We start from the raw sequence: 20,978 nt of genomic DNA on the forward strand, positions 1-20,978 counted from the left end.
CTGGCTCCTGCCTGCGCCCCTGGCAGCCAAGCTTCTCCTTGGCTGTTGGCCCAGCGATGGGGTCAGCTAGAGCCCGGTCTCGCCCTGATTGAGCCGCAGCCGGTGATGTTGCGACTTGAGCTCGAGTCACCTTTGTGACCACTACTGCTGTGACCACGACTGCCCGGGTGCAGTGGTGCCCCCTGCTGGCCCTGAGCCTGGGTGCCCTGGTAAGCCTGCCTATGCTGCTGGTTGGATGCGGCACCCAGGTCTCTAAGGAGGAGCCGGCCCAGCCTTTTGTCTTCCACTCCCTCAACCTGCGCCAGAAGGATTCCAGCGGACGCCCCCTGTGGGAATTGACCAGCCCGGAGGTCCGCTACGACTTCGGTCGTCGTGTTGCCCAAGCCCGCGACCTGCGCGGCACCATCTATGCAAAGGGCAAACCCCTGTATCGAATAACGGCCAGCAGTGGCACCGTCATTAACGATGGCGAAGTGGTCCAGTTGGAGGGCCCAACCCGGCTGCAGCGCCTTGGGCCCAAGCCACTTGTTGTGACCTCTACTCGTGTGCGTTGGTATCCCAAGCAGGAGCGCATGGAATTGGACCGCAGTCCCCGCGCCTCCCAGGGGGAGTTGCTCGTGTCCGCTCGCCGGGCACGCTTTTGGATCAAGCAGGACAAGTTGGAGTTGAGGGGGGACCCCCTGTTAGAGGGTTCAGGGGCGGTCGGCTTGAAGCTGGCGCTGAGTTCTGCAGATTGGTTCCCAACGACCGGTCAACTGATCGGTCGAGGGCCAGTTCGGGGAGAACGGCGTCTGGCAGCTAGTGGAGTTCAAACACTTTCGGCGCCATCCCTTACCGGTAATTCCCTGCTTCAGCTGATCGACCTACAGGCACCGGTGCAGGTGCTGGATCCTGGCCGCAAGGGCCGTCTAGATGCCAGCCATACCCGCCTCGACCTGGCGCGGGAACGCATTAGCAGTGCCTATCCATTCACCGCTGTGCTGGATCAGTCCCGGCTTAGCGGCACGGGCTTTGAAGCGATTGGTCCTAGTCACATCTTGATGGTTCCCCTTAATTGCCGCCTAAACCAACCAACCGATTCCCTAATCGCCAATAGCTGCAGCTGGAATTGGCAGACAAATAAGGTTGAGGCCCTTGGTGCTGTCGAGCTGCGCCGCAAGGCTCTTGCCCAGGTCACCCGCGCTCAGCGGCTTCAGGGCGTGCTTAATGAGCAGGGGATGGCCGTATTCAGCAGTCCGGGGGCAAGGGTGGAAACTCGGGTGACCTTGCCTCCTCGGGCTCCATCAGGTCCTGATTCCCGCAAGCCGGCTCCATTCGCTCTCTAAGCCGCTGGGACCAACCCTCGAGCCAGGTCAAATCGCTGCGGCTAAAGCAGCGCGGCGACCAGCCAGCAAGCACTACCAAACCCCTTGAGCCAATCGGCTGAACCACTACGGCTGGCACCCCTGGCAGCAGGCTCTCAAATTCAGCACGGCCTGGATAGAGGTTCAGATCTACAAGTGAGATGGCGGAACCTTTTTCTTGGGCTCGCTGGCAGATAGCTCCTGGTTCAAAGGGCACCTGCGCCAGTAGGCCGCGGCGCAGCAAACACTTGTTTTGCCACAGCACCACCACCGCTGCCGCCGGGGTGGCGGTGAGCAACATCTGACTGCCCCAGCCCAATTCTTCCAATAACTCTTCAGGTAGTCCATCTGCGAGCTCCACTCCCTGCACCCCTTCGAGGGCAACTCGGGCAGCCGCTTCGGGCAAGGCTCGGGTCCAGAGCACACCCACCAACATCAGAGCTACCGCCAGGAAGCTGGCCAATACGGCGGCTCGCTCGAGGGCGGGATCGATGCTTCTCGCGGTTGTTTGATTCAGTACAACCAGGGCCAGGGAGGCCACCCCAGAGAGAAAACAGACCCTTGCGGGTGTGGAGGGGGCCATGGGGGTTAAGCAGGAGGCGACAGCTGGGCCCGCAGGCGGCAAACTAGATCCATGTTGGGCCTGAACCGTTGCCCCCTTCCCTGCGTGTGACCCGTCGCATTCCCTTATTGGGAGTGGTGGCAGCCCTGTTTATGGGCTTTGCAGCCTTTTGGATGCCTGCCCCGGCCCTGGCAATTGCCGCAAGTGGTCTACCGGCCTCCGCTCCCCAGGAGCGCATCCTTGACACCGCAGATGTGCTGAGCCGCGCAGCCATCGGCGAGCTCAGCAAAACCCTCGAAAGTTTTTCAGCAGAGCGGGTGGATGCCCACTTGATCACCGTTAACCGCCTTGACTACGGGCTGAGCCTTTCCCAGCTCGGCAATTCAGTGCTGGAGCGTTGGTCCGAGTCGGGGGGCGAGCCCAACCAGGTGCTCTTTTTAATCGACAGCCAGACGAACAGTGCGGCGGTGGTGACCTCTCCAGGCCTGGTTACCCAGCTTGACGCCAGCCTGCTACGCAGCACGGCCCGAACCACGATGGCCCAGCCGATCCGCGATGGTGGTCGCTATCGCCAGGGCAGCCTCGATGCCATGACTCGCCTGCTCACCGTGCTGCAGGGAGGTGAGGATCCCGGCGAACCAATCACTGCTGAGGTTGTCAGCCAGCCCACCAACATCCCCACGAAGGAGGAAACGAAGTCAAGTAATGCCTTCACTTGGATTGTGGTGCTTCTAACGGTTGGCACGATTGTGCCCATGCTCACTTGGTGGGTCTTCTCGCGCTGATCCGATGGCACTAACCAACTGGATGGGGGCATTTGGGCGCGCCCAAGCCCTAGACCTCAGCAACGATCTTGAGCGCGGTTATGAATCCGCCCTGCTCATCCAGAGCATTGAGCTAGAGCACTACAACGACCGGCCCGTACGTCCTGAATTGGACCTGCGTATTCCCAGGTCGGCCCAGGCTCAGTTACTGCGCCGTTTTCGTGCTGCGCTAGAGGTCTGCCGCCAGTCTGTACAAACCTTGCAGACCCACCGAGGCGAGTTGGCCGGTCAGGAAATTCGCCAGTTTCAACTGATTGAGTCTGTAGTTGCCCGCTACGCGGCTAGTAGGGATCCCCTGCCTGCTATCAGTCGCTCCCCGGAGGTGCTGCCCCGCAGCCTGATTGGTGTTGTTGATCAGGTGCGTCGCCAGCTCGACCCCGAGGCGGAAGCGAATGTGGTGGCTGGCTTTCGACGGCGCAGAGACTCCACTCTGGTGTCACTGCGCATCCTGCTACTGCTGATTTTGGTGCCGGTGCTGGTGCAGCAAATCAGCCGCACCTATGTGTTTTCGCCCCTGGTTGATCGATTCGCTCCAGACAACGCTTTTCTTACCTACCCCAAACCAAAGCTTGAGGAGAAAGCCGTAGAGAAATTACGACTTTTCCAGGCGGAGATTGAATTTGATGCCCTCTTGAACGGCAATCCCCTGCCCAGCCGTGATGAGCTGCAGAAGCAGCTGGCGAGCAAGGCTCAGTCGCTCAAGGATGAAGCAGATCTGGAAAGCACCCACGCCATTAAGAACGTGCTTGCCGATCTCGGTGGCCTGGTCGGGTTTGTTTGCGTTTGCTTCTTTGGTCGGCGTGATCTTCAGGTGTTGCGCGGTTTTCTAGATGAGCTTGTGTATGGATTGAGCGACAGCGCCAAGGCCTTCGGAATCATCTTATTTACCGATATTTTTGTTGGCTTTCACAGCCCGGAGGGCTGGACAGTGCTGCTAGATGGCGTTGCTCATCACCTCGGCCTGCCTGCCCAGGAGAATTTCATAATGTTATTTATTGCTACCTTCCCGGTGGTTTTAGCAACCGTGTTCAAATACTGGATTTTCCGCTATCTCAACCGTGTTTCACCTTCTTCTGTGGCCACGCTCCATAACATGAATGGTGGTGGTTGATTCCTACCAGCCATGCACTCTTGTGCTCGGTCCTGCCCGCAGTGGCAAGAGCCGCTGGGCCGAGCACCTCGCCATGCAGTCGGGACTGCCGGTTACCTACTTGGCAACCGGGCCTCAGCCAAGCGCCGAAGATGCTGCCTGGTTGGCGAGGGTTGAGGCCCACGCCGCTAGACGTCCACCGCACTGGAGCGTCTTGGAGGTTGATAGCGCCTTAGCCGGCGCCCTCGACTGTCTCAGCCCCCCTGGCATTGCTCTTGTCGATTCCCTCGGCACCTGGGTCGCTGCTGGCCTTGATCTCGATGGTTCTGCTTGGCAACAGCGCTGTACAGCTCTTGCCCAAAGCTTGAGCAGCTGCAAGGTGCCCGTGCTGCTCGTGAGTGAGCAAACCGGGTGGGGGGTTGTGCCTGTCACTGCGATTGGCGGTTTGTTTCGCGATCGCCTTGGCTCCTTGGAGCAGCAGCTTGCCCCCCTCTGCGCTGGCATTTGGCTTGTGGTTGCGGGCCGCGCCCTCAATCTGAGCAACCTGGGTTTTGCCGTACCAGCTCTTTGATCGTGCCGCGGATCGTTTTGTTTCAGCCCCAAATCCCACCCAACACGGGCAGTGTGGCGCGAACCTGCGCGGCCACCGGCACGGAGCTGCACCTAGTGGAGCCCCTGGGCTTCCAAATTGATGATCGACAGCTCAAGCGGGCTGGCCTCGACTATTGGCCCCTGGTGTCATTGCAGCGCCATGCCGACTGGTCAGCGTTTGCTGATCACCGTGTCCGCAGCGGCGGTCGCCTGATCGCCCTTAGTAGCCATGCAAGCCAGCCCTACACCAGTTGGCAATTTGAACCCGATGACTGGCTGCTGTTTGGCCGCGAAACCGACGGCCTACCAACGGATGTGCTGGCCTCGGCCGATGCGGCTCTCACGATCCCAATGTCAGGTGCCAAGCGGCCCCAGCAGGCCGGAGTGCGTAGCCTCAACCTCTCCGTGTCGGTTGGGGTGGTGTTGTTTGAGGCGCTACGACAACAGAATTTGCTGACATTGGCGTGATCCCCTGAGGTGACAGCGATCTGGTCACCCCATCAGCGCCCTTGGTCGCAACCACCACTTGTGGCGGTGAGTTCCGTCCGCTACTGTCTGGCCGGCTTGGGGATATCGGCTTCTCCACAGGTTTTGTCCGACTGAATGAATTGCATGAAGCCTTTGCAAACGACTCTGCGATTCCTGATCCCCTGCGCCATTGCCCTGCCGGCAGTGGTCGCAGCTCTTGACCCCGCCGATATCGAGAAGGCTTCTGTTGATTCTTTGATCGCTGCCCTACCTGCCCCCAGCATCGACAAGATCTGGGTCAAGGTGCGCCAGCCCATCAGCGTTGAAGAGCTATCCAGCAGCCTCAAGCTCGCTGAAGAGCGATTGGCCAAACTCAACGACGTCAACGAAGACCACCATTTCCGTCAAGGTGACTGGCTTGTTGTTCCCAGCCAGCAGTCGAGGCAAATAAAGCAGCTGGCAGCGATCGATACCAGCGAGCTGCGCCGTACACCTCCTCTCCAGTCCCTTCCTCCTGTGGAGGAGCGTGCTGTTGTCCGCTTTGGCGACACGGTCGTAAAGATTGCTCAGCGCTATGGATTGACCCTGCAGGAGCTGCTGCGTCTCAATCCTGGCCTCGAAACCGCACGCCTTGTCGTCGGTAGCCAGGTACGCCTCGCTCAGGCGTCATCCGGTCGAACCCGCATGGTGCTGGGGCTCAAGCCAACCACTAGTGGCGGTATCAGCTGGCCCGAACTGCCTGGTTTTGATGAGCTCAACCAGCCCTTTTCTGGTCCAAGCTCAGCCCAGGGCTGGATTTGGCCGACCAAGGGAGTTTTCACTTCCGGATACGGCTGGCGCTGGGGTCGCATGCACAAGGGCATCGACGTGGCCAACAACGTGGGGACTCCGATCGTGGCGGCCAAGGCTGGTCGGGTGGTCTTCTCTGGCTGGCACGACGGCGGTTACGGCTACTTGGTAACCCTGGCCCATGCCGATGGCAGCCGTTCCCTTTACGGCCACAACAGCCGCCTAATGGTCCGAGTAGGGCAGGATGTTGAACAGGGATCTTTGATTTCCCATATGGGCAGCACGGGGCGAAGCACCGGCCCCCACCTTCACTTCGAGGTCCATCCTCCGAGCTCCGGGGCTGCCAACCCTCTTTATTTCCTGCCACCTAAGGCCTGATAAACTCAACCAACGGCTCGGTAGCTCAGCTGGTTAGAGCGTGGGATTCATAACCCCAAGGTCGGGAGTTCAAGTCTCCCCCGAGCCATTTCTCTGACTGGGCCTTGATTTTGGCCCTTTTTTAACTACTTTCAATCTCCTAACTAGCGCAACTCGACTGTGTTGAGCCTTGCTCGAAATGAGGCCACATCGTTCTGATCGCTTGCAATGCTGCCCATCAGCTCAGTGGGATCTGGATCAAGCTTTAGCTGTTGAACTTCCGGCGAGGCAGAGGAGGTGCCAGCAGTTGTGGCAGCACCACCCCGTCGTGCACGGCCATAGCCCTGGGAGCGCCCCTCAATCGCCCGAATCAAAGACTTGCTGCGGTTGACCTCGCCAATGCTCTGGCCGTCCTTCGGCCGGACCAATGGGTTGCCCTTCAGTTCAGACCGCAGCTGGCTAAGCAGACGGAAATGCCCAGTCGTGTTGTATTTCCGCAGCACACTCGGCTCCCAAGCCATCGCCATCACTCCCATAGACATCACATGAATCAGCCTATGGCCCCGACAGCCTGGATCATGTGATAAATTGTGAATAGCAACTGGTAGTCGATCCGACTTTGGACTGAAGTCCCCAGTGCGCCCAGCCCTCACTTACTTAACCAGCATGTCCCGGCTAGTTGGCCTGCAGGCTCCAGATTTCACCGCCACCGCGGTGGTGGATCAGGAATTCAAGGAGATCAGTCTTTCCCAGTATCGCGGCAAGTACGTGGTGCTGTTCTTCTACCCCCTCGATTTTACCTTCGTCTGCCCTACGGAGATCATCGCTTTCTCCGAACGCTATAACGACTTCTCCAGCCGCAACTGCGAAGTGCTGGGTGTTTCCGTTGATAGCCAGTTCAGCCACCTCGCCTGGGTTCAGACGGATCGCAAGAACGGTGGTATTGGCGATATTACCTATCCCCTTGTTGCGGATCTCAAAAAGGACATTGCCCGCTCCTACGAGGTACTCGATGAGGAGGCAGGTGTGGCTCTACGTGGTCTGTTCATCATTGACCCTGATGGCGTGATCATGCAGAGCACAATCAACAACCTGCCCGTCGGCCGTAGCGTGGATGAGACCCTGCGTCTGCTGCAGGCCTTCCAGCACATCCGCAACAACCCAGACGAAGTCTGCCCAGCAAACTGGAACCCAGGGGATAAGACCATGAATCCTGACCCAGTCAAGAGCAAGGAGTTCTTCGCCGCCGTTAACTGATTGCTATCAGGGCTGGAATTGTTTGATCCTCTGCTATCAAACCGGGGGGCCTTTGGCCCCCTTTTTTGCGACATCTTGCTGAGAGTCGAGTTCGCCAGGCTTCAATTACTCAGGCTGGCAAGCAGCCTCAAGCCATCGAGCCCCCCCGTGAGCGGGTCGCAGGCGCGCTCCGGATGGGGCATCAGACCCAGCACATTGCCTCCTGCGTTGGTCAGGCCCGCCACATCACCAACCGAGCCGTTGGGATTGCATGCGTAGCGCAACACCACCTGACCGTTTGCTTCGAGCTCAGCCAATTGCTCGCTCTCGCACTGGTATCGCCCCTCCCCATGGGCGATTGGAAGCACGATCGCTTCTGCCTCGCTATACCCTTTCAGCCAGCGACAGTTGCCAGGATTAACGCTCAGCGGGGTTGGTTCACAGAGAAAATGCAGCCGAGCATTGCGGGTGAGAGCACCTGGCAATAAACCCATCTCAGTGAGTACCTGAAAGCCATTGCAGATACCCAATACCGCACCGCCTGCTTCAGCGAAAAGCCTCACCGACTCCAATACGGGGGCAAACCTGGCAATTGCACCGCAGCGCAAATAGTCTCCATAACTGAAGCCGCCAGGGATAACCACTGCGTCTAGGCCGCTCAGATCGCGCTCCTCATGCCAAAGGAAGCGGGTCGGTAGACCGACGCAACCCTCCAGGGCCCAGCGCACATCCCGGTCACAATTTGAGCCTGGGAACACCACGATGCCAATGGTCATTGCTGTTGCTCCCCGGCTTTTTCAAGCAGCTCTAGCTGCCAATTTTCGATTACTGGATTGGCAAACAAGCGGTCACTGAGTAGTTCCAGCTGGCCTTGGGCGGTAGTTTTGTCCGGAGCCTCCAATTCCAGCTCGATTGCCTTGCCGATGCGCAGGCTGCGGACGCCGTCGACGCCGAGTTGGGCCGCTGCAGCCCTGGTGGCCTCGCCAGCCGGATCAAGCACCGAGGGCCGAAGTGAAACCTGAACGCGAGCGCGGAAGAGTGGCACCAGAGGAGCGGAAGGTTTGTTAAATCTTGGCAGCCCGGTGGCCCGCTGACGTCACTTTTGGTCAGCTTGAAAGCAGCCCGCTGGCATTTCGGCCGTGGTTTGGCGCTTCAACTCAGTTCCTATTGGCGTCTGGCCAGCCTGCAGAGCTCTGCTGGCTGGCTTGATAGCCCTTTGTGTGCCAGCTGTGCTTTCCCAGCCGTTGCAGTGCCGTTTGGCTGATGGGCCTTGGCAGCCATGCACGATGCTCGTTCAAGCCCCGGCAGCAGAGCTGCCTATTCGGTGGACGATTGAGCTCGGCCCGCGTCGAATCGACTTCCGTAACGACGGCAGTGGCACGGTGCAGATGCTTGATTCCACAGGGTGGTTGCCGGTTGAAACCAGCTGGATTGCGGGGCCTGCGCTCTGCTGGAACGGGCTATGCGCCCAAGGGGATATCCCCTTGGATTGATCAGCTAGTTAGCAGCTGCCAGCTCACCGGTCCGGGCCTGGTCTAGGCAGGCTTCGATGGCAGGGCGATCCAGTTGGAAGCCAAGCAAAACCAGCTCTAGGCCTGGGGCCTGCTGGGTGACTGAAGCTTGCCCAGCCCCTGGTTCATACCAGCACTCCAGCCTCGGTCCTACAGCCTGGATCTGAAGCGGTCGGTTTTTACCTGAAAGCCAAAGTCGCCCCTTGAGCCGAATTAGGGCGCTATCACTCACCAGCTGAAGCAGTTGTTGCTCAAGGGCAACCCGGCAAAAATCGCCAGCCAGCTCGAGGGCAAGCGTCTCGATGGCAACATGGCTGTGATCGTGATGCTCGTGATCGTGGTGATCATGGTCGTGGTCATGCTCGTGATGGGCATGGCCTGTGGTGTTTGGCTGCCGGCTCTCAAGGCCCAGCACGAGCTCTGGGGATACCACCCCCCTGCCCATCGACAACAGCACAGCTCCCGGCTGCAGCTGGGGGGTAAGGGCCTTATGCACCAGATCAATCTCGCCTGCAGATAGGCAGTCGGCCCGGCTGATCAAAACCAGATCGGCAGCCTCAAGCTGCTCGGCAAACAGTTCATCGATAGCCGAAGCGTGATCCAGGCTTGGATCAGCGAGCCGCTGGGCCTCGAGAGCGGCTGGATTTGCCACCACACTGCCTGCTGCAAGGGCTTCGCCATCAACAACTGCCACCACGCCATTGAGGCGAATGCGAGTGCGGATTTGCGGCCAATTCAGGGCTGCAATCAGTGGTTCGGGCAGGGCCAGGCCACTGGTTTCCACCACGATCCCATCGAGGCTTTCTGCTCGTGCAAGAAGCTTCTCCATGGTTGGCAGGAAGTCGTCTTGGACCGTGCAGCAGAGGCAGCCATTTGCCAGCTCCACCAGGCGGGTGTCTAGCTCATCATCCGGGCAGAAACCACAGCTGCGGAGTAGGTCTCCGTCGATACCCACCTCGCCAAATTCATTTACCAGCACAGCTAAGCGCTGACCGCTGTGCAGTAGCAAATGGCGCAGCAGAGTTGTTTTGCCCGCACCGAGAAAACCTGTCACCACGGTGACAGGCAGCCTTCTACTTTGTGTCGTCATCTCAGGCCGCCAAACCGGCCAGGGCCCACGTGCCGCCAAGAGCCATTAGGGCAAAACTAAGCCAGCGCAGCTGGGTTGAAGAAAGGCGTGTCCCCAAGGGTCGCAACGCAATAAGTGCCATCGCAAGCAGGCCTGCCTGGGAAAGAAACAGGCCAGTGCCGTAGGCCACTACGGGCATGGCGCTCCAGCCAAAAACGGGGCCGCTTAATACATAGCCGTGCAAGGCCATGGCGGGAAGCAGCAGCAGGGACGGCAAGCGCCTTAGCAACACCAAGGCCTCAACAATCAGGGTGCAGGCCACCAGAGATTCAGCGCCTGGCATCCCTGGCCACAGCAGTCCAGCGCCACTACCAAGCAAGCCAACAGCGAGAAGTCCCAGGCTCCAGCTAAGCCGTTTTTGCAGCCCTATCAAAGAAAGTGCCAGCAGGAAAAGCAGATGATCTGGGCCCAGCACTGGGTGGGCGAGGCCACTCAGCACGCCATTGAAAATGGTTGGCTTTAGCTGGCCGATATCGGCAAAATGATGGGCCTGGACTGGGCTAAGGGCGCCAATGCCGATTGATGCCAGGCCAGCAACTAGGAGCCAGCGGACCAGGGCTTGGCCGTTGGATGGTGTTTTGATCAAATTCATGGGCCGGTCCGCGCCGTAGGAGGAACAAAACCGGCGGGCGTTCTGACTTGGTAATGGATCGCAAGCAGGCCCCAAAGTTGGAGCAGATTTGCGGGCCATAGCCTTCACAGCTGCGGGACAGTGCCGGATTTTCACCGACCTTTCCCCCTTACCTCCAGTGGCTGATCCCCACTGGAACCGGAAATTAGATGCTAAGGGCAAGGGGCCCTACCGGCACGCCAGGCTCTCTTTAGTGGCGACTCCGGTGCTCGGATTGACACCGGCAGCTCGTTTACAGAGTGCTTTCTGCTCAGGCAGATCGAGCACTGCATCACTGAAGTCGGCTCCTTCAATGGATGCCCCTTTGAAATGGCTTTGCATCAACATGGCGTTTCGCAGCACGGCACCACTGAGGTCAGTGTCTTCAAAGTGACTTGCGAAGGCCACCGCGTCTTCCAGGTTGGCGTCCTTCAGGTTGGCTCCCCGTAGGTCGCTGCTGTTGAAAACAGCTCCGCGCAGATCGGTGCCGCTCAGATCGAAGCCAGCCAAAGTCGCCTTCAAAAACTCCTGCTGTTGAAGGTTGCGGCCGTGCATGTCTGGTTGGAGGTCTTGTAGCGAACGCTGGCTGCGCAGCTCAGGCGCGGTGATCGCTGCGGCCGGAGAGACCCCAAGGCACCAGGTCAGCACCAGGGCCAGTGCGGCCAGCAGCCAGCCACCAGACCAACTCGCTCGGCTTTCAGATCTCGAGCTCATGGGCGCGCACTTACGGTGAATCATCAAGTTATGGCAACCATGGTGATGGCTTTGCGGGTGGTGGTTCCCCCCCACCCCCTGATTGGCCACTGGCTTGGCGTACTGCGCGATCGACACACGCCTAGTTCGCTTTACGCCTCCGCTACTGCCGAGCTAGGGCGCTGGCTCACCTATGAGGCTGTGCGCGATTGGCTGCCCCACAGGCGCATCCAGTTGGAATCACCCCTTTGTGCGGCGGAGGCAGACGTGGTGGATCCAGCGGTTCCCCTGCTGGCCCTGCCTCTCCTAACCGCTGGGCTTGGCCTTTGGCAGGGCGGCCAAACAGTTCTTCCCTCGGCCCAGGTGCTCCACCTACAAGAAAGCCTGGGCGTGATAACCCCTCCAGCCGGGCCAATCCTCCCCCGCTGCGGAGTTTTGCTGTTTGTAGCGGAACTGGGAGACGGCGAATCCCTGCTCCAACTCCTCGATGACCTTTCAGCCCTAGGCGTGACCGGTGATCGCCTACGAGTGATTACATCCCTGGCCTCTGGTCCAGGACTCAAGGCTTTGGGGGAGCGGCACGGCAGCCTCACCATCTACGCCGCTGGCATCGATCCAGATTTGAACGAAGTCGGGGCGATCGTGCCTGGTATCGGCGATGTGAGGCAGCGGTTGTTCGGTGGCACGGTGCTGGATGAAATGCCCACCGATACTTAGGCTCGCTACAGAAGGGCTTGATTTATGGGCAATCACAACGACGGCACTCCAGCCGGTGGCAGTTCCAGCCTCAGCGTCTTGGCTGGGGCTGTTATTGGTGCTGCTGGCCTTGCCTGGTGGTTGCTTGCTGAAGCAGAGCGACGCCGGCACCAAGGCCGGCCTACCCGGGCCGCTGGAATCGCAGCCTCGCCGGCGGCTGTCAGGACGGATCGGGACCTTCACGATCGGGTCCATGAGCTCAACCAGGCGATCGACGATGTGCGCCGTCAACTGGAGACCATGACCATCCAGGGTTAGGGCTTCGGGGTCATTCGGCCCGGTGGGTAGGTTTCTTCAAGCCCAACCCGTCACCATGCTCCGCTCCGCAGCGATCACGCAAGGCATCCAGCGCTCTCCTAACCGTGCCATGTTGCGGGCGGTTGGCTTTGGCGATGGCGATTTCAACAAGCCGATTATTGGCATTGCCAATGGCTACAGCACAATTACACCCTGCAACCTGGGCTTAAACGAGCTGGCCCAGCGCGCCGAGACGGCCCTTCAAACAGCCGGTGCCATGCCCCAGATGTTTGGCACCATCACGGTGAGCGATGGCATATCAATGGGCACGGAGGGTATGAAGTATTCCCTGGTGAGCCGCGAGGTGATTGCCGATTCGATTGAAACTGCCTGCAACGCCCAAAGTATGGATGGCTTGCTGGCAATTGGTGGTTGTGACAAAAATATGCCAGGAGCCATGTTGGCGATGGCCCGCATGAATATTCCCTCGATCTTTGTTTACGGTGGCACGATTAAACCTGGCAAGCTTGGTGCCTGTGATCTCACGGTAGTAAGTGCTTTTGAGGCAGTCGGTCAATACAGCGGTGGTCGTATTGATGAGCAGGAGCTCACTGCTATTGAAAAAAATGCCTGTCCAGGTGCCGGTAGTTGCGGTGGCATGTTCACCGCCAACACCATGAGTGCCGCCTTTGAGGTGTTGGGGTTAAGCCTGCCATACAGCTCCACCATGGCAGCTGAGGACCCTGAGAAAGCAGAGAGTGCTGCTCGCAGCGCTGAGGTTTTGGTTGATGCTCTTGAGGCAAATATCTTGCCTAGCGACCTACTCACCCGCGAGGCCTTCGAAAATGCGATCAGCGTGATCATGGCGGTAGGTGGCTCTACCAATTCCGTGTTGCACCTACTGGCGGTCGCCCGCACCGCTGGAGTAACCCTAACCATCGACGATTTTGAGACGATCCGCCAGCGGGTGCCAGTGATCTGCGATCTAAAGCCCAGTGGCCGCTATGTGACCGTTGACCTCCATCAGGCCGGTGGCATACCCCAGGTGATGAAGCTGCTGCTCGATGCGGGCTTACTGCATGGTGATTGCCGCACCATTGAGGGCAAAACTCTGGCTGAGTTGTTGGCGTCTGTTCCTTCCGAGCCCCCCTCTGGTCAGGATGTGATCCGTCCTCTTAGCAACCCCCTTTATCCCAAAGGGCACCTGGCGATACTCAAGGGAAACTTGGCTGAAGAAGGTGCGGTGGCCAAGATCAGTGGTGTTAAAAACCCTGTAATTACTGGCCCAGCAAGGGTTTTTGAAAGCGAGGAATCCTGCCTGGCCGCAATCCTTGATAAGCAGATCAGCCCCGGTGATGTGGTCGTTGTGCGCAATGAGGGCCCGGTGGGTGGCCCTGGGATGCGGGAGATGCTTAGTCCCACGGCGGCAATCGTGGGGCAGGGCATGCTCGATTCGGTGGCCCTGATCACCGATGGTCGCTTTTCAGGTGGCTCCTTTGGTCTTGTTGTGGGTCACGTTGCACCCGAGGCTGCTGTGGGCGGAACAATCGGCTTAGTGGAGGAAGGGGACAGCATCACGGTGGACGCCATCGAACTGCTGATCCAGCTCAATGTGCCAGATGCGGAAATCGCTCGGCGTCGCTCCGCCTGGGTCAAGCCTGAGCCCCGTTATCGCACCGGGGTGCTTGGAAAATATGCCCGCCTGGTTGGCAGCAGCAGCAGGGGCGCTGTGACCGATGAGATCTGATAGTTGAGCTAAGACTCAGTCAAGCGGCATCAAAAGCGCCCTGAGCCTTCGTGCCAAAGCCTCCAGGGGGGCACCATCAACTGGTCGCTCGCAGCGGAGCCCTGACTCCGGCTCCATCCACACCGGATGGCTCCCCTGCCAAAGCAGGGGGCGTTGCTGGTCGTGGCACCAGGCCAGGGTGAGGTTGAGGTCATTACCGCTGCGATAGATCTCAATTTCGAGATCGGCGGCGGGATAGCGCTCCCCATCAGCCTGTCTTACCTCAAGTCGCAGGTTGCAATCGTCGCAGCGCTGGGCATCATCCAGGGGCAGCACGGCATGTCGCCATGGCTTGCGGCAGAGATCGGCGGCGGCTGCCACCAGCTGTTGCAGGTTGCTATTAACTAGCTCAGGGGTAGCCACGTACAGCGCGAAGTTGTAGGTAGATCGGACCGGCGCGGAAGCCAGCATTTAAGCCGCCATCATCGGCGAAGCGTGAATGCAAAAGCTGCAGTCTGTTGATCCGACTTGGGTCAAAGTTCAAGGGCAACCCCACCGGCTTAGCGCGCACCGAGGCTCTTAGATCCGCGAAGGGAATCCTCACGAGGCTGGGCCCCTCAGGCTCCGTAGCGAATTCGATCACCCAGCGCAGGCCCCCCGGGATCAAGTTGGTGAGACCGGCCAGACCGTCAGCGCAGGCAACCGCCAACTTGAAGCGTCTGCCAGCACCAAGCAGCTCAAGTTCGAGCCCCTCACAACTCGAAAGATCGAGAGGGGGAGAAAACAGAGGCGAGCGGCAACTGATGAAGCCCCCTCCTTCCTCAACGAGCGTGCCTTCAAACTCAAGGCCTGTTGAGGCGATCCGGCAGTTGCCCTGGCTGCGCCCACCCATCACGGTGTCGTTTAAGGCATGCCAGCCAATGAAGCCGTCGCCGCTGGCGATGGGAATCACTGGCCAACTCCAGCAGCTGCTGCTTGGTCAGCAAATATCAGCACCTCAGTCTCAGTGGTGGGCTGCACCAACTTGGCTGGGGTGCGCAGGGGCGATTCTTCGGGATCGAGTAACCGTTGCAGGGCCTGCACCTTGCCGGCCCCACTCACTAGGAAGATCACCCGCCGCGCCGCTGAAAGGGTTGGGGCTGTAAGGCTGACCCGGGGCAGACCCTTGCCCTCCCCCAGGGTTACGGAGCGGTCCTTCACCCCCGGTGCAACGGTGCCAGGAAACAACGAGGCGGTGTGACCATCGTCGCCGAGGCCCAGCAGCACCACGTCCAGCACCGGTGGGAAGTCGCCGCACAGTTGTTGCAGCAGGTCTGCGTACGCTGCCGCTCCTAGCTCCGGGCTGGCGAGCTGGGTGGGAACCGCATGCAAGCAGGCCTTGCTACCGGGGAGCTCCGCCATCAAGGTTTCCCTAAGCATGCGGGCATTGCTGGAGGGGTCTTCGCTTGGCACCCAACGCTCATCGCCGAGGAGCACATCGACCCGATCCCAGGGCAGGTGTTGCTGACCGAGTAGGCGATAGGTCGCCTTTGGTGTCTCCCCGCCGGCGAGTGCTATCTGGGCGCGGTCGCGCTGGGCAAGTACCTGATCAATCTCAGAGGCCAGGGCTTGGGCCGTCTGACGGGCGAGCTCACCTGCCGACTCAGCCACCACCAGGCGATAGCGAGTGGTGGAGCCTGGAGTGATTGGGGTCATTGGCTCAGTCCAGCCACTCGGTGTGGAAGTTGCCAGGCTTGTCGACCCGCTCGTAGGTGTGGGAGCCAAAGCAGTCGCGCATGGCCTGGACCAGGTTTTGGGGTAGGCGGGCGCTGCGGTAGCTGTCGATGTAATCGAGGGTGCTGCTTAAGCAGGGCACGGGAATCCCCGCCAGGGCAGCGCCGGCAACCACCTGCCGCAGCCCCGGTAGACGCCTGTTGATCTGCTCGGCAAACCAGGGGTCGAGCATCAGGTTTGCCAGGCTGGGGTTGGCGCCATAGGCATCCTGAATTCGCTGCAGCAAGCGGGCCCGGATGATGCAGCCCCCTTTCCAGATCTGGCCGATGGCCGAAAAATTGAGGTTGTAATCGTGCAGCTTTGAGGCTTCCTGCAGCAGGGCCATGCCCTGGCCGTAGCTGACGATGCAGGCGGCAATGCAGGCATCGCGCAGGGGAGCCATGGCATCTGCCGCGCTGCCAAGATCGAAGCTATGGGGGGCAGGCTCTGGCAGCAGGGCGCCCGCCTCGAGGCGCTCGGAGCGCAGCGAGCTCAGCACTCGGGCATTTAGGGCGGCATAGATGGTTGGCACGGGAACACCCATCTCCAGGGCACTCACCACGGTCCAAAGACCAGTGCCCTTTTGGCCAGCCGCATCCACGATCGCCTCCACCAGATCGGCACCGGTTTCTGGATCCTTGGTGCGCAGGCATACCTCGGTGATCTCCACCAGGAATGAGGCCAACTCCTCGGTTTGATTCCAGCTGGCTAGGACGTCGGCCATCTGGTCGCCGTTCAGTCCGCCAACCCGCTTCATCAGGTCGTAGGCCTCAGCCAGGATCTGTTCAATGCCGTACTCGATGCCGTTGTGCACCGTTTTGACGAAGTGGCCAGCGCCCCCGGGGCCGATGTAGGTGACACAGGGACCATCGTCTACCTGGGCTGCCATCTTGCGCACCAACGGTTCAATGGCGTCGTAGGCCGCCTTGGTGCCACCGGGCATCATGCTCGGCCCTTCGAGGGCGCCTTTGGCGCCACCGGAGACGCCCATGCCGATGTAGCCGAAGCTCTTGCTCTCCAGCTCGGCAACGCGGCGTTCCGTATCGGCGTAGAGAGAATTGCCGCCGTCAATCAGCAGGTCACCCTCTTCAAGGAAGGGGGAGATTGCCGCAATCGTGTCGTCAACGGGCTGTCCCGCTTTGACCATCATCAGGATGCGGCGTGGACGCTCCAGGGTCGCCACAAACTCCTCAAGGGTCGCGGCACCAACAATGTCCTTGCCGGCGCCACGACCAGCCAGAAACTCATCGGTTTTTGCCTTGGTGCGATTGAACACAACGGAGGAGTAGCCGTTGCGCTCAGCATTTAGGACGAGGTTTTCCCCCATCACTCCCAAACCGATCAGGCCGAAATGCGCCTTGCCCATGACTGAATTTGAAGCTTTTGGCGACAGTGTGGCGAAGCGTGCTGGTCAGCCCAGGCATCCGTCACAACTTGGTGGCAAAGGTGTCAGCAACTCCTGGTTTTTGGCCTGACACCTTGGCAGCTTTCCCTGCTCAGATCACCGTGCCGTCGGCGATGGTCCCATTTTTGACAACCACCACAATGCCGTTGCGTATGTAGAAACTGAGCTCGGGCCGGTCAGCTTCCTCCACGTGGTCCTTGTTGACGATCGTGACGTTGTCTCCGATCCGCACGTTCTTGTCGATGATGGCCCGTTTAACGGTGCTGCCCCTGCCCACGCCGATGGGGATGCCCCCACGTTCACGTAGTAGAAGGCGTTCCTCAGAGGACTCGAAGTAGTCGGCTCCCATCACCAGGGTGTCCTGGAGCACTACCTCGTCTTCAACTCGGGAGCGCACGCCCAGTACGCAGTGATGAATGCTGCAGGCCTTGAGCAAGGATCCCTCACCGATGATCGAGGCGGTTACCTGGGCGTCCTGCAACTTGCTGGGCGGCAAGTAGCGAGGCCTGGTGTAAATCGGGAACTTCTCGTCGTAGAAGGAGAAGGCCGGGTTGGGTTGATCGGTAAGCGCCAGGTTGGCTTCATAGAAGGCGCCGATAGTACCGATGTCCTCCCAGTAGTCGTCAAAGAGGAAGCTTTGGAGCCGGTCGCCGCGGGCCAGTGAGGCGGGGATGATCTCCTTGCCAAAGTCTGTTGAGGACGGGTTGCTGCTCAGCAGGTCAAAGAGGGTGTCGCGGCTGAACACATAGATGCCCATCGAGGCGAGGTATGGGCGCTTGGCCGCCTCCTCCGGCGACAGGCCAAGGGCCTGGGTGTCAACCCGCATGGTCTCCAAGGCTTCACCCTTGGGCTTCTCCCGAAATTCTTGTATACGGCCATCACTGCTGGTGCGCATCAGGCCAAAGTCCTGAGCCTGGGCAGGATCTACGGGGAGGGCGCCAACGGTGAGCTGGGCGCCGGTGTCGATGTGGTGCTGAACAAAACGGCTGTAGTCCATCCGGTAGAGCTGGTCACCGGAAAGAATCAGGTAGTGGTCCACGTCCCATTCGTGGAAAAGTCCTTGGTACTTACGGACTGCATCGGCGGTGCCCTCAAACCAGCTTGGGCTTTCTGGGGTCTGCTGGGCTGCCAAAACCTCTACAAAGCCTTGGCCGAATCCAGCCGAAAGGTTGTAGCTCATCGTCAGGTGACGATTCAGCGACGCACTGTTGAACTGGGTAAGTACATAGATTTTATTGATTTCCGAATTAATGCAATTGCTGATTGGAATATCAATTAGCCGATATTTACCTGCCAGTGGCACAGCTGGCTTGGCCCGCATTTTGGTCAATGGGTAAAGGCGGGTACCAGCACCACCTCCCAGAATTATTGCCAGTACACGCTTCATAAATCCTGCTGCCAGCGGTTCTCGGGGCTGACCGTACTTGAGCGTCCTGCTATTGGGCGAGCCTTTTGATCCCCTGCGGCACGAACTGTTGCAGTGCCCAAGGCTGGGGCTGGTTCAAGGCTCTGGCGGACGCTCCTGCAGCTCAAACAGATCCTCCAGGACCCTCATGGCGCTGTGTCGCTGCTGGCGCGGTTGGGGGGCCCGCAGGTTGGTAACAGGGGTGTGCAGGATCTTGTTGATGATGCCCTTGCTGAGGGCTTCAACCACCTTGCGCTCCCTGGCTGATAGGTCTGGACCCATGCGGCTTAAGGCCTTCTGGAGCTCCTGCTCACGGATGTCTTCCAGCTGGCGCCGGAGCCGGTTTACAACCGGAACGGCTTCAAGCCCGTCCCACCATTCCAGGAAGGCACGAGACTCCTCCTGCAGCAGCCCTTCGGCCTCAGCTGCCATTTCGCGCCGAGCCTCCTGGTTGCGATTTACCACCTCCTGCAAATCATCAACGTCGTAGGAGTGCACGCCGGGCAGGCCAGCCGTATCCGCCGAAATGTTGCGGGGCACGCCGATGTCAACCAGCATCAAGCTGGAGCGGCGATTCAGTCCGCTGAGGCGCTGAGCCGTGATGATTGGTGTGTCGGCAGCGGTGCTGGTGAAAACCAGCGAGCAGGTGCTGAGGCAATGGTCCAGGTCGTCAAGGGGACGGCACTGAACGGGCAGAGCTGGAAAGTCAGCGGCCAGTAGTTCCGCCTTGCTAACCGTGCGGTTGAGCAGCACAAGGCCCTTACAGCCTTTGGCCTGAAGGTGTTGAAGCAGCAGGCGAGCCATGCGCCCTGCCCCCACCACTGCCACCTGCTCCTGATCAAGGGGCACCAGCTCATCGAGGCCTCGAGCTTGGCCCACCTTGAGCTGAGCCAGCTCCACAGCCGCTGAACTTATCGAGACAGCGCCGGTGCCAAGGTTCGTTTCCGTACGGACCCGTTTACCGGTACTAACCGCCTGGGTAAGCAGCCGATTGAGGATTGGCCCAACGGAGTGGTGCTCCTGGCCAAGCCTCACCATTTTTTTTACTTGAGAGAGGATTTGCCCCTCCCCAAGCACTAGGGAATCGAGGCCTGCTGAAACCCTCAGCAGGTGGCTGATTGCCTCCTCGTGATGAAAGGTAAATAAATGTGGTGTGAGCTCCTCGACCGCCAGGCCGGAGAGCTGGCTTAAAAAAGCTCCGACAGCGGAAATACCCCGCTCCGGATGACGGAGCAGGGTGTAAATCTCCAGCCGATTGCAAGTGCTGAGGATGGATGCCTCCAGCACCTGGTCGTCGGCTCGCAGCTGCTGCAGCGAAGCCTCCATGGTTTGATCCGGGATGCTGAGACGCTCCCGGATCTCTACTGGAGCCGTGCGATGACTGAGGCCGACGACGGCAATGTGCATGGAGGCTGGCTGGGGTGCTCGGACTGGGGCGGGCGTCAGCTCAGCGCAATGCTCTGGGCCCCATCCTTCATGTGAATGGTATTGGTAAAGCGAGCGGTGTTGTCCAGGTTGCTGATCACCAGGGAGCTGGTGCGGGTGCAATCCTTCTCAAACTTGACACCGTGGAACAGGAGGCCATCGGTGATGCCACTGCCAGCGAAGACCACGTTTTCACCGGAGGCAAGCTCCTCTGCCTCATAGATTTTGTCTACGTCGGTGATACCCATCTCGTTAAGACGGGCAATGTTGCCTTCCTTGGTGTAGTCAGCCCACTCAGAGGTCTGAGCCACGGCCGGGTCGTACACGAGCTGGCCCTGGAAGTGACCGCCAAGGGCCCGCATGGCTGCGGCGGAGATCACGCCCTCGGGGGCTGCGCCGATGCCCATCAGGCAATGGGTGCCAGTGCCTGCAAAACCGCAGGCGATGGCGGCCTGAACGTCGCCATCCGAGATGGGTTGAATCCTGGCGCCAGTGGCCCGGATCTCGGCGATCAGATCCTTGTGACGAGCACGGTCCATCACGACGATGGTCAGTTCGCTGGCTGCAAGACCAAGGCACTCGCTGAGAATCTTGATGTTCTCGGTAGCCGACTTACGGATGTCCACCTTGCCCTTGGCTGCAGGGGGTGCAGCCAATTTCTTCATGTAGAAGTCGGGAGCGTTGAAAAGTCCACCGCGATCAGAAGCGGCCAGGACAGCCATGGAGCCTCGCTGGCTGTTGGCGCAAAGGTTGGTTCCCTCGCAGGGATCAACGGCGAAATCCACACCGGGGCCGGTGCCACTGCCAACTTCTTCGCCGATGTAGAGCATGGGAGCTTCATCGCGCTCGCCCTCACCGATAACGATGCGGCCCTGCATCTGGATTAGGCCCATGCGAGTGCGCATGGCCTCGACTGCTGCAGCGTCAGCTTCATCCTTCTTGCCAAGGCCGGTCAGTTCGGCAGAGGCGATGGCAGCTTGCTCAACGACCTCGAGAATTTCCTGGATGAGGGTGCGATCCACGTTGATCCGGCAGGGGAATGGGCTTCAGTAATGGCGTCGGCCTGGCG

General features: G+C 59.7%; 25 protein-coding genes, 1 tRNA gene and 1 riboswitch. Of the genes, 12 read left to right on the top strand and 14 right to left on the bottom strand.

The annotated features are described in order from the left end of the window. Window positions 1-134 precede the first annotated feature (134 nt). Entirely contained in the window at window positions 135-1,325 is a 1,191-nt protein-coding gene (gene lptC / locus KBY74_RS00665; RefSeq protein WP_254941042.1) for an LPS export ABC transporter periplasmic protein LptC, read from the top strand. Here lptC and KBY74_RS00670 read toward each other — a convergent pair. After that, window positions 1,228-1,926 (bottom strand): cofactor assembly of complex C subunit B, encoded by a 699-nt coding sequence (locus tag KBY74_RS00670; RefSeq protein WP_254941043.1) that lies wholly within the window; start codon window positions 1,924-1,926, stop codon window positions 1,228-1,230. The genes lptC and KBY74_RS00670 overlap by 98 nt on opposite strands. 68 nt (window positions 1,927-1,994) lie before the next feature. Here KBY74_RS00670 and psb32 point away from each other — a divergent pair, with 68 nt between their 5' ends. The 6 genes from psb32 (at window position 1,995) to KBY74_RS00700 (ending at window position 6,133) form a co-directional block, all read left to right on the top strand. Further along, window positions 1,995-2,690, top strand: a complete 696-nt coding sequence (gene psb32 / locus KBY74_RS00675; protein WP_254941044.1) for a photosystem II repair protein Psb32 — start codon at window positions 1,995-1,997, stop codon at window positions 2,688-2,690. A gap of 4 nt (window positions 2,691-2,694) precedes the next feature. After that, complete coding sequence (gene pxcA, locus KBY74_RS00680; RefSeq protein WP_254941045.1) at window positions 2,695-3,840, top strand: proton extrusion protein PcxA; 1,146 nt, start codon at window positions 2,695-2,697, stop codon at window positions 3,838-3,840. Beyond that, a complete protein-coding gene (gene cobU / locus KBY74_RS00685; protein ID WP_396123049.1) occupies window positions 3,827-4,390 on the top strand; it encodes a bifunctional adenosylcobinamide kinase/adenosylcobinamide-phosphate guanylyltransferase in 564 nt (187 codons plus the stop codon). The genes pxcA and cobU overlap by 14 nt, the downstream gene beginning before the upstream one ends. A 2-nt stretch (window positions 4,391-4,392) precedes the next feature. Beyond that, complete coding sequence (locus KBY74_RS00690; protein WP_254941103.1) at window positions 4,393-4,878, top strand: tRNA (cytidine(34)-2'-O)-methyltransferase; 486 nt, start codon at window positions 4,393-4,395, stop codon at window positions 4,876-4,878. 144 nt (window positions 4,879-5,022) lie between these two features. Next, a complete protein-coding gene (locus KBY74_RS00695) occupies window positions 5,023-6,045 on the top strand; it encodes a peptidoglycan DD-metalloendopeptidase family protein (protein ID WP_254941047.1) in 1,023 nt (340 codons plus the stop codon). A 14-nt stretch (window positions 6,046-6,059) separates the two neighbouring features. After that, a tRNA-Met gene (locus KBY74_RS00700) sits at window positions 6,060-6,133 on the top strand. A gap of 55 nt (window positions 6,134-6,188) precedes the next feature. Here the strand turns inward: KBY74_RS00700 and KBY74_RS00705 are convergent. Continuing rightward, window positions 6,189-6,545 carry a hypothetical protein gene (locus KBY74_RS00705; protein WP_254941048.1) on the bottom strand — a complete coding sequence of 119 codons (357 nt, stop codon included), beginning with the start codon at window positions 6,543-6,545 and terminating at the stop codon, window positions 6,189-6,191. 145 nt (window positions 6,546-6,690) lie between these two features. Between KBY74_RS00705 and KBY74_RS00710 the strand changes: the two genes are divergently transcribed. Then, on the top strand, window positions 6,691-7,281 hold the full coding sequence (locus KBY74_RS00710) for a peroxiredoxin (protein ID WP_254941104.1): 591 nt from the start codon (window positions 6,691-6,693) through the stop codon (window positions 7,279-7,281). A 101-nt stretch (window positions 7,282-7,382) separates the two neighbouring features. On the opposite strand, the gene purQ is transcribed toward KBY74_RS00710, so the two are convergent. Together purQ and purS are read right to left on the bottom strand one after the other, a co-directional pair. Next, window positions 7,383-8,036, bottom strand: coding sequence for a phosphoribosylformylglycinamidine synthase subunit PurQ (gene purQ / locus KBY74_RS00715; RefSeq protein ID WP_254941049.1), 654 nt, complete (start codon window positions 8,034-8,036; stop codon window positions 7,383-7,385). Then, window positions 8,033-8,305, bottom strand: a complete 273-nt coding sequence (gene purS, locus KBY74_RS00720; RefSeq protein ID WP_254941050.1) for a phosphoribosylformylglycinamidine synthase subunit PurS — start codon at window positions 8,303-8,305, stop codon at window positions 8,033-8,035. Before purS ends, purQ begins: the two co-directional genes overlap by 4 nt. Before the next feature lie 241 nt (window positions 8,306-8,546). Here purS and KBY74_RS00725 point away from each other — a divergent pair, with 241 nt between their 5' ends. Further along, window positions 8,547-8,753, top strand: coding sequence for a hypothetical protein (locus tag KBY74_RS00725; protein WP_127431959.1), 207 nt, complete (start codon window positions 8,547-8,549; stop codon window positions 8,751-8,753). Window positions 8,754-8,757: 4 nt separating this feature from the next. Here KBY74_RS00725 and cobW read toward each other — a convergent pair whose 3' ends face one another. The 3 genes from cobW to KBY74_RS00740 all read right to left on the bottom strand — a co-directional run bounded on the left by cobW (window position 8,758) and on the right by KBY74_RS00740 (window position 11,224). Next, a complete protein-coding gene (cobW, locus tag KBY74_RS00730; protein ID WP_254941051.1) occupies window positions 8,758-9,861 on the bottom strand; it encodes a cobalamin biosynthesis protein CobW in 1,104 nt (367 codons plus the stop codon). Between the two features lies 1 nt (window position 9,862). Beyond that, window positions 9,863-10,492, bottom strand: coding sequence for a HupE/UreJ family protein (locus KBY74_RS00735; protein WP_254941052.1), 630 nt, complete (start codon window positions 10,490-10,492; stop codon window positions 9,863-9,865). A 14-nt stretch (window positions 10,493-10,506) separates the two neighbouring features. After that, a riboswitch (cobalamin riboswitch) is annotated at window positions 10,507-10,689 on the bottom strand. Between the two features lie 10 nt (window positions 10,690-10,699). Next, window positions 10,700-11,224 (bottom strand): pentapeptide repeat-containing protein, encoded by a 525-nt coding sequence (locus KBY74_RS00740; RefSeq protein WP_254941053.1) that lies wholly within the window; start codon window positions 11,222-11,224, stop codon window positions 10,700-10,702. 30 nt (window positions 11,225-11,254) lie between these two features. On the opposite strand from KBY74_RS00740, the gene KBY74_RS00745 reads away from it, so the two are divergent. Genes KBY74_RS00745 through ilvD form a run of 3 tightly spaced genes read left to right on the top strand, consistent with a single transcriptional unit; the run spans window position 11,255 to window position 13,943 of the window. Then, on the top strand, window positions 11,255-11,920 hold the full coding sequence (locus KBY74_RS00745) for a uracil phosphoribosyltransferase (RefSeq protein WP_315859021.1): 666 nt from the start codon (window positions 11,255-11,257) through the stop codon (window positions 11,918-11,920). A gap of 24 nt (window positions 11,921-11,944) precedes the next feature. Beyond that, complete coding sequence (locus KBY74_RS00750) at window positions 11,945-12,217, top strand: hypothetical protein (protein ID WP_254941054.1); 273 nt, start codon at window positions 11,945-11,947, stop codon at window positions 12,215-12,217. A 55-nt stretch (window positions 12,218-12,272) separates the two neighbouring features. Then, window positions 12,273-13,943 carry a dihydroxy-acid dehydratase gene (ilvD, locus tag KBY74_RS00755; protein WP_254941055.1) on the top strand — a complete coding sequence of 557 codons (1,671 nt, stop codon included), beginning with the start codon at window positions 12,273-12,275 and terminating at the stop codon, window positions 13,941-13,943. Between the two features lie 15 nt (window positions 13,944-13,958). On the opposite strand, the gene KBY74_RS00760 is transcribed toward ilvD, so the two are convergent. The 7 genes from KBY74_RS00760 to glpX all read right to left on the bottom strand — a co-directional run bounded on the left by KBY74_RS00760 (window position 13,959) and on the right by glpX (window position 20,931). Continuing rightward, complete coding sequence (locus tag KBY74_RS00760; protein WP_254941056.1) at window positions 13,959-14,345, bottom strand: hypothetical protein; 387 nt, start codon at window positions 14,343-14,345, stop codon at window positions 13,959-13,961. Then, window positions 14,332-14,874: a CIA30 family protein gene (locus KBY74_RS00765; RefSeq protein WP_254941057.1), complete on the bottom strand. Its 543-nt coding sequence runs from the start codon at window positions 14,872-14,874 to the stop codon at window positions 14,332-14,334. The genes KBY74_RS00760 and KBY74_RS00765 overlap by 14 nt, the downstream gene beginning before the upstream one ends. Beyond that, complete coding sequence (gene pgl, locus KBY74_RS00770; RefSeq protein ID WP_254941058.1) at window positions 14,871-15,617, bottom strand: 6-phosphogluconolactonase; 747 nt, start codon at window positions 15,615-15,617, stop codon at window positions 14,871-14,873. Before pgl ends, KBY74_RS00765 begins: the two co-directional genes overlap by 4 nt. Window positions 15,618-15,621: 4 nt before the next feature. Further along, complete coding sequence (gene gndA / locus KBY74_RS00775; protein ID WP_254941059.1) at window positions 15,622-17,040, bottom strand: NADP-dependent phosphogluconate dehydrogenase; 1,419 nt, start codon at window positions 17,038-17,040, stop codon at window positions 15,622-15,624. A 130-nt stretch (window positions 17,041-17,170) separates the two neighbouring features. Next, window positions 17,171-18,466, bottom strand: a complete 1,296-nt coding sequence (locus KBY74_RS00780) for a glucose-1-phosphate adenylyltransferase (RefSeq protein WP_254941060.1) — start codon at window positions 18,464-18,466, stop codon at window positions 17,171-17,173. A 114-nt stretch (window positions 18,467-18,580) separates the two neighbouring features. Beyond that, on the bottom strand, window positions 18,581-19,891 hold the full coding sequence (locus KBY74_RS00785) for a glutamyl-tRNA reductase (RefSeq protein WP_254941061.1): 1,311 nt from the start codon (window positions 19,889-19,891) through the stop codon (window positions 18,581-18,583). 35 nt (window positions 19,892-19,926) lie between these two features. After that, window positions 19,927-20,931, bottom strand: a complete 1,005-nt coding sequence (gene glpX, locus KBY74_RS00790) for a class II fructose-bisphosphatase (protein WP_106501811.1) — start codon at window positions 20,929-20,931, stop codon at window positions 19,927-19,929. Window positions 20,932-20,978: the final 47 nt, after the last annotated feature.

This window comes from Cyanobium sp. A1C-AMD (genome assembly GCF_024346495.1).
In the GTDB taxonomy this organism is placed as follows: Bacteria; Cyanobacteriota; Cyanobacteriia; order PCC-6307; family Cyanobiaceae; genus Cyanobium_A; species Cyanobium_A usitatum.

Coding starts and splice junctions, on each gene's coding strand:
- KBY74_RS00670 (WP_254941043.1), bottom strand. CDS start 1,926: ATGGCCCCCTCCACACCCGCAAGGGTCTGTTTTCTCTCTGGGGTGGCC.
- pxcA (WP_254941045.1), top strand. CDS start 2,695: ATGGCACTAACCAACTGGATGGGGGCATTTGGGCGCGCCCAAGCCCTA.
- cobU (WP_396123049.1), top strand. CDS start 3,827: ATGGTGGTGGTTGATTCCTACCAGCCATGCACTCTTGTGCTCGGTCCT.
- KBY74_RS00695 (WP_254941047.1), top strand. CDS start 5,023: ATGAAGCCTTTGCAAACGACTCTGCGATTCCTGATCCCCTGCGCCATT.
- KBY74_RS00705 (WP_254941048.1), bottom strand. CDS start 6,545: ATGGCTTGGGAGCCGAGTGTGCTGCGGAAATACAACACGACTGGGCAT.
- KBY74_RS00710 (WP_254941104.1), top strand. CDS start 6,691: ATGTCCCGGCTAGTTGGCCTGCAGGCTCCAGATTTCACCGCCACCGCG.
- purQ (WP_254941049.1), bottom strand. CDS start 8,036: ATGACCATTGGCATCGTGGTGTTCCCAGGCTCAAATTGTGACCGGGAT.
- KBY74_RS00725 (WP_127431959.1), top strand. CDS start 8,547: ATGCTCGTTCAAGCCCCGGCAGCAGAGCTGCCTATTCGGTGGACGATT.
- cobW (WP_254941051.1), bottom strand. CDS start 9,861: ATGACGACACAAAGTAGAAGGCTGCCTGTCACCGTGGTGACAGGTTTT.
- KBY74_RS00735 (WP_254941052.1), bottom strand. CDS start 10,492: ATGAATTTGATCAAAACACCATCCAACGGCCAAGCCCTGGTCCGCTGG.
- KBY74_RS00740 (WP_254941053.1), bottom strand. CDS start 11,224: ATGAGCTCGAGATCTGAAAGCCGAGCGAGTTGGTCTGGTGGCTGGCTG.
- KBY74_RS00745 (WP_315859021.1), top strand. CDS start 11,255: ATGGCAACCATGGTGATGGCTTTGCGGGTGGTGGTTCCCCCCCACCCC.
- KBY74_RS00750 (WP_254941054.1), top strand. CDS start 11,945: ATGGGCAATCACAACGACGGCACTCCAGCCGGTGGCAGTTCCAGCCTC.
- ilvD (WP_254941055.1), top strand. CDS start 12,273: ATGCTCCGCTCCGCAGCGATCACGCAAGGCATCCAGCGCTCTCCTAAC.
- pgl (WP_254941058.1), bottom strand. CDS start 15,617: ATGACCCCAATCACTCCAGGCTCCACCACTCGCTATCGCCTGGTGGTG.
- gndA (WP_254941059.1), bottom strand. CDS start 17,040: ATGGGCAAGGCGCATTTCGGCCTGATCGGTTTGGGAGTGATGGGGGAA.
- KBY74_RS00780 (WP_254941060.1), bottom strand. CDS start 18,466: ATGAAGCGTGTACTGGCAATAATTCTGGGAGGTGGTGCTGGTACCCGC.
- KBY74_RS00785 (WP_254941061.1), bottom strand. CDS start 19,891: ATGCACATTGCCGTCGTCGGCCTCAGTCATCGCACGGCTCCAGTAGAG.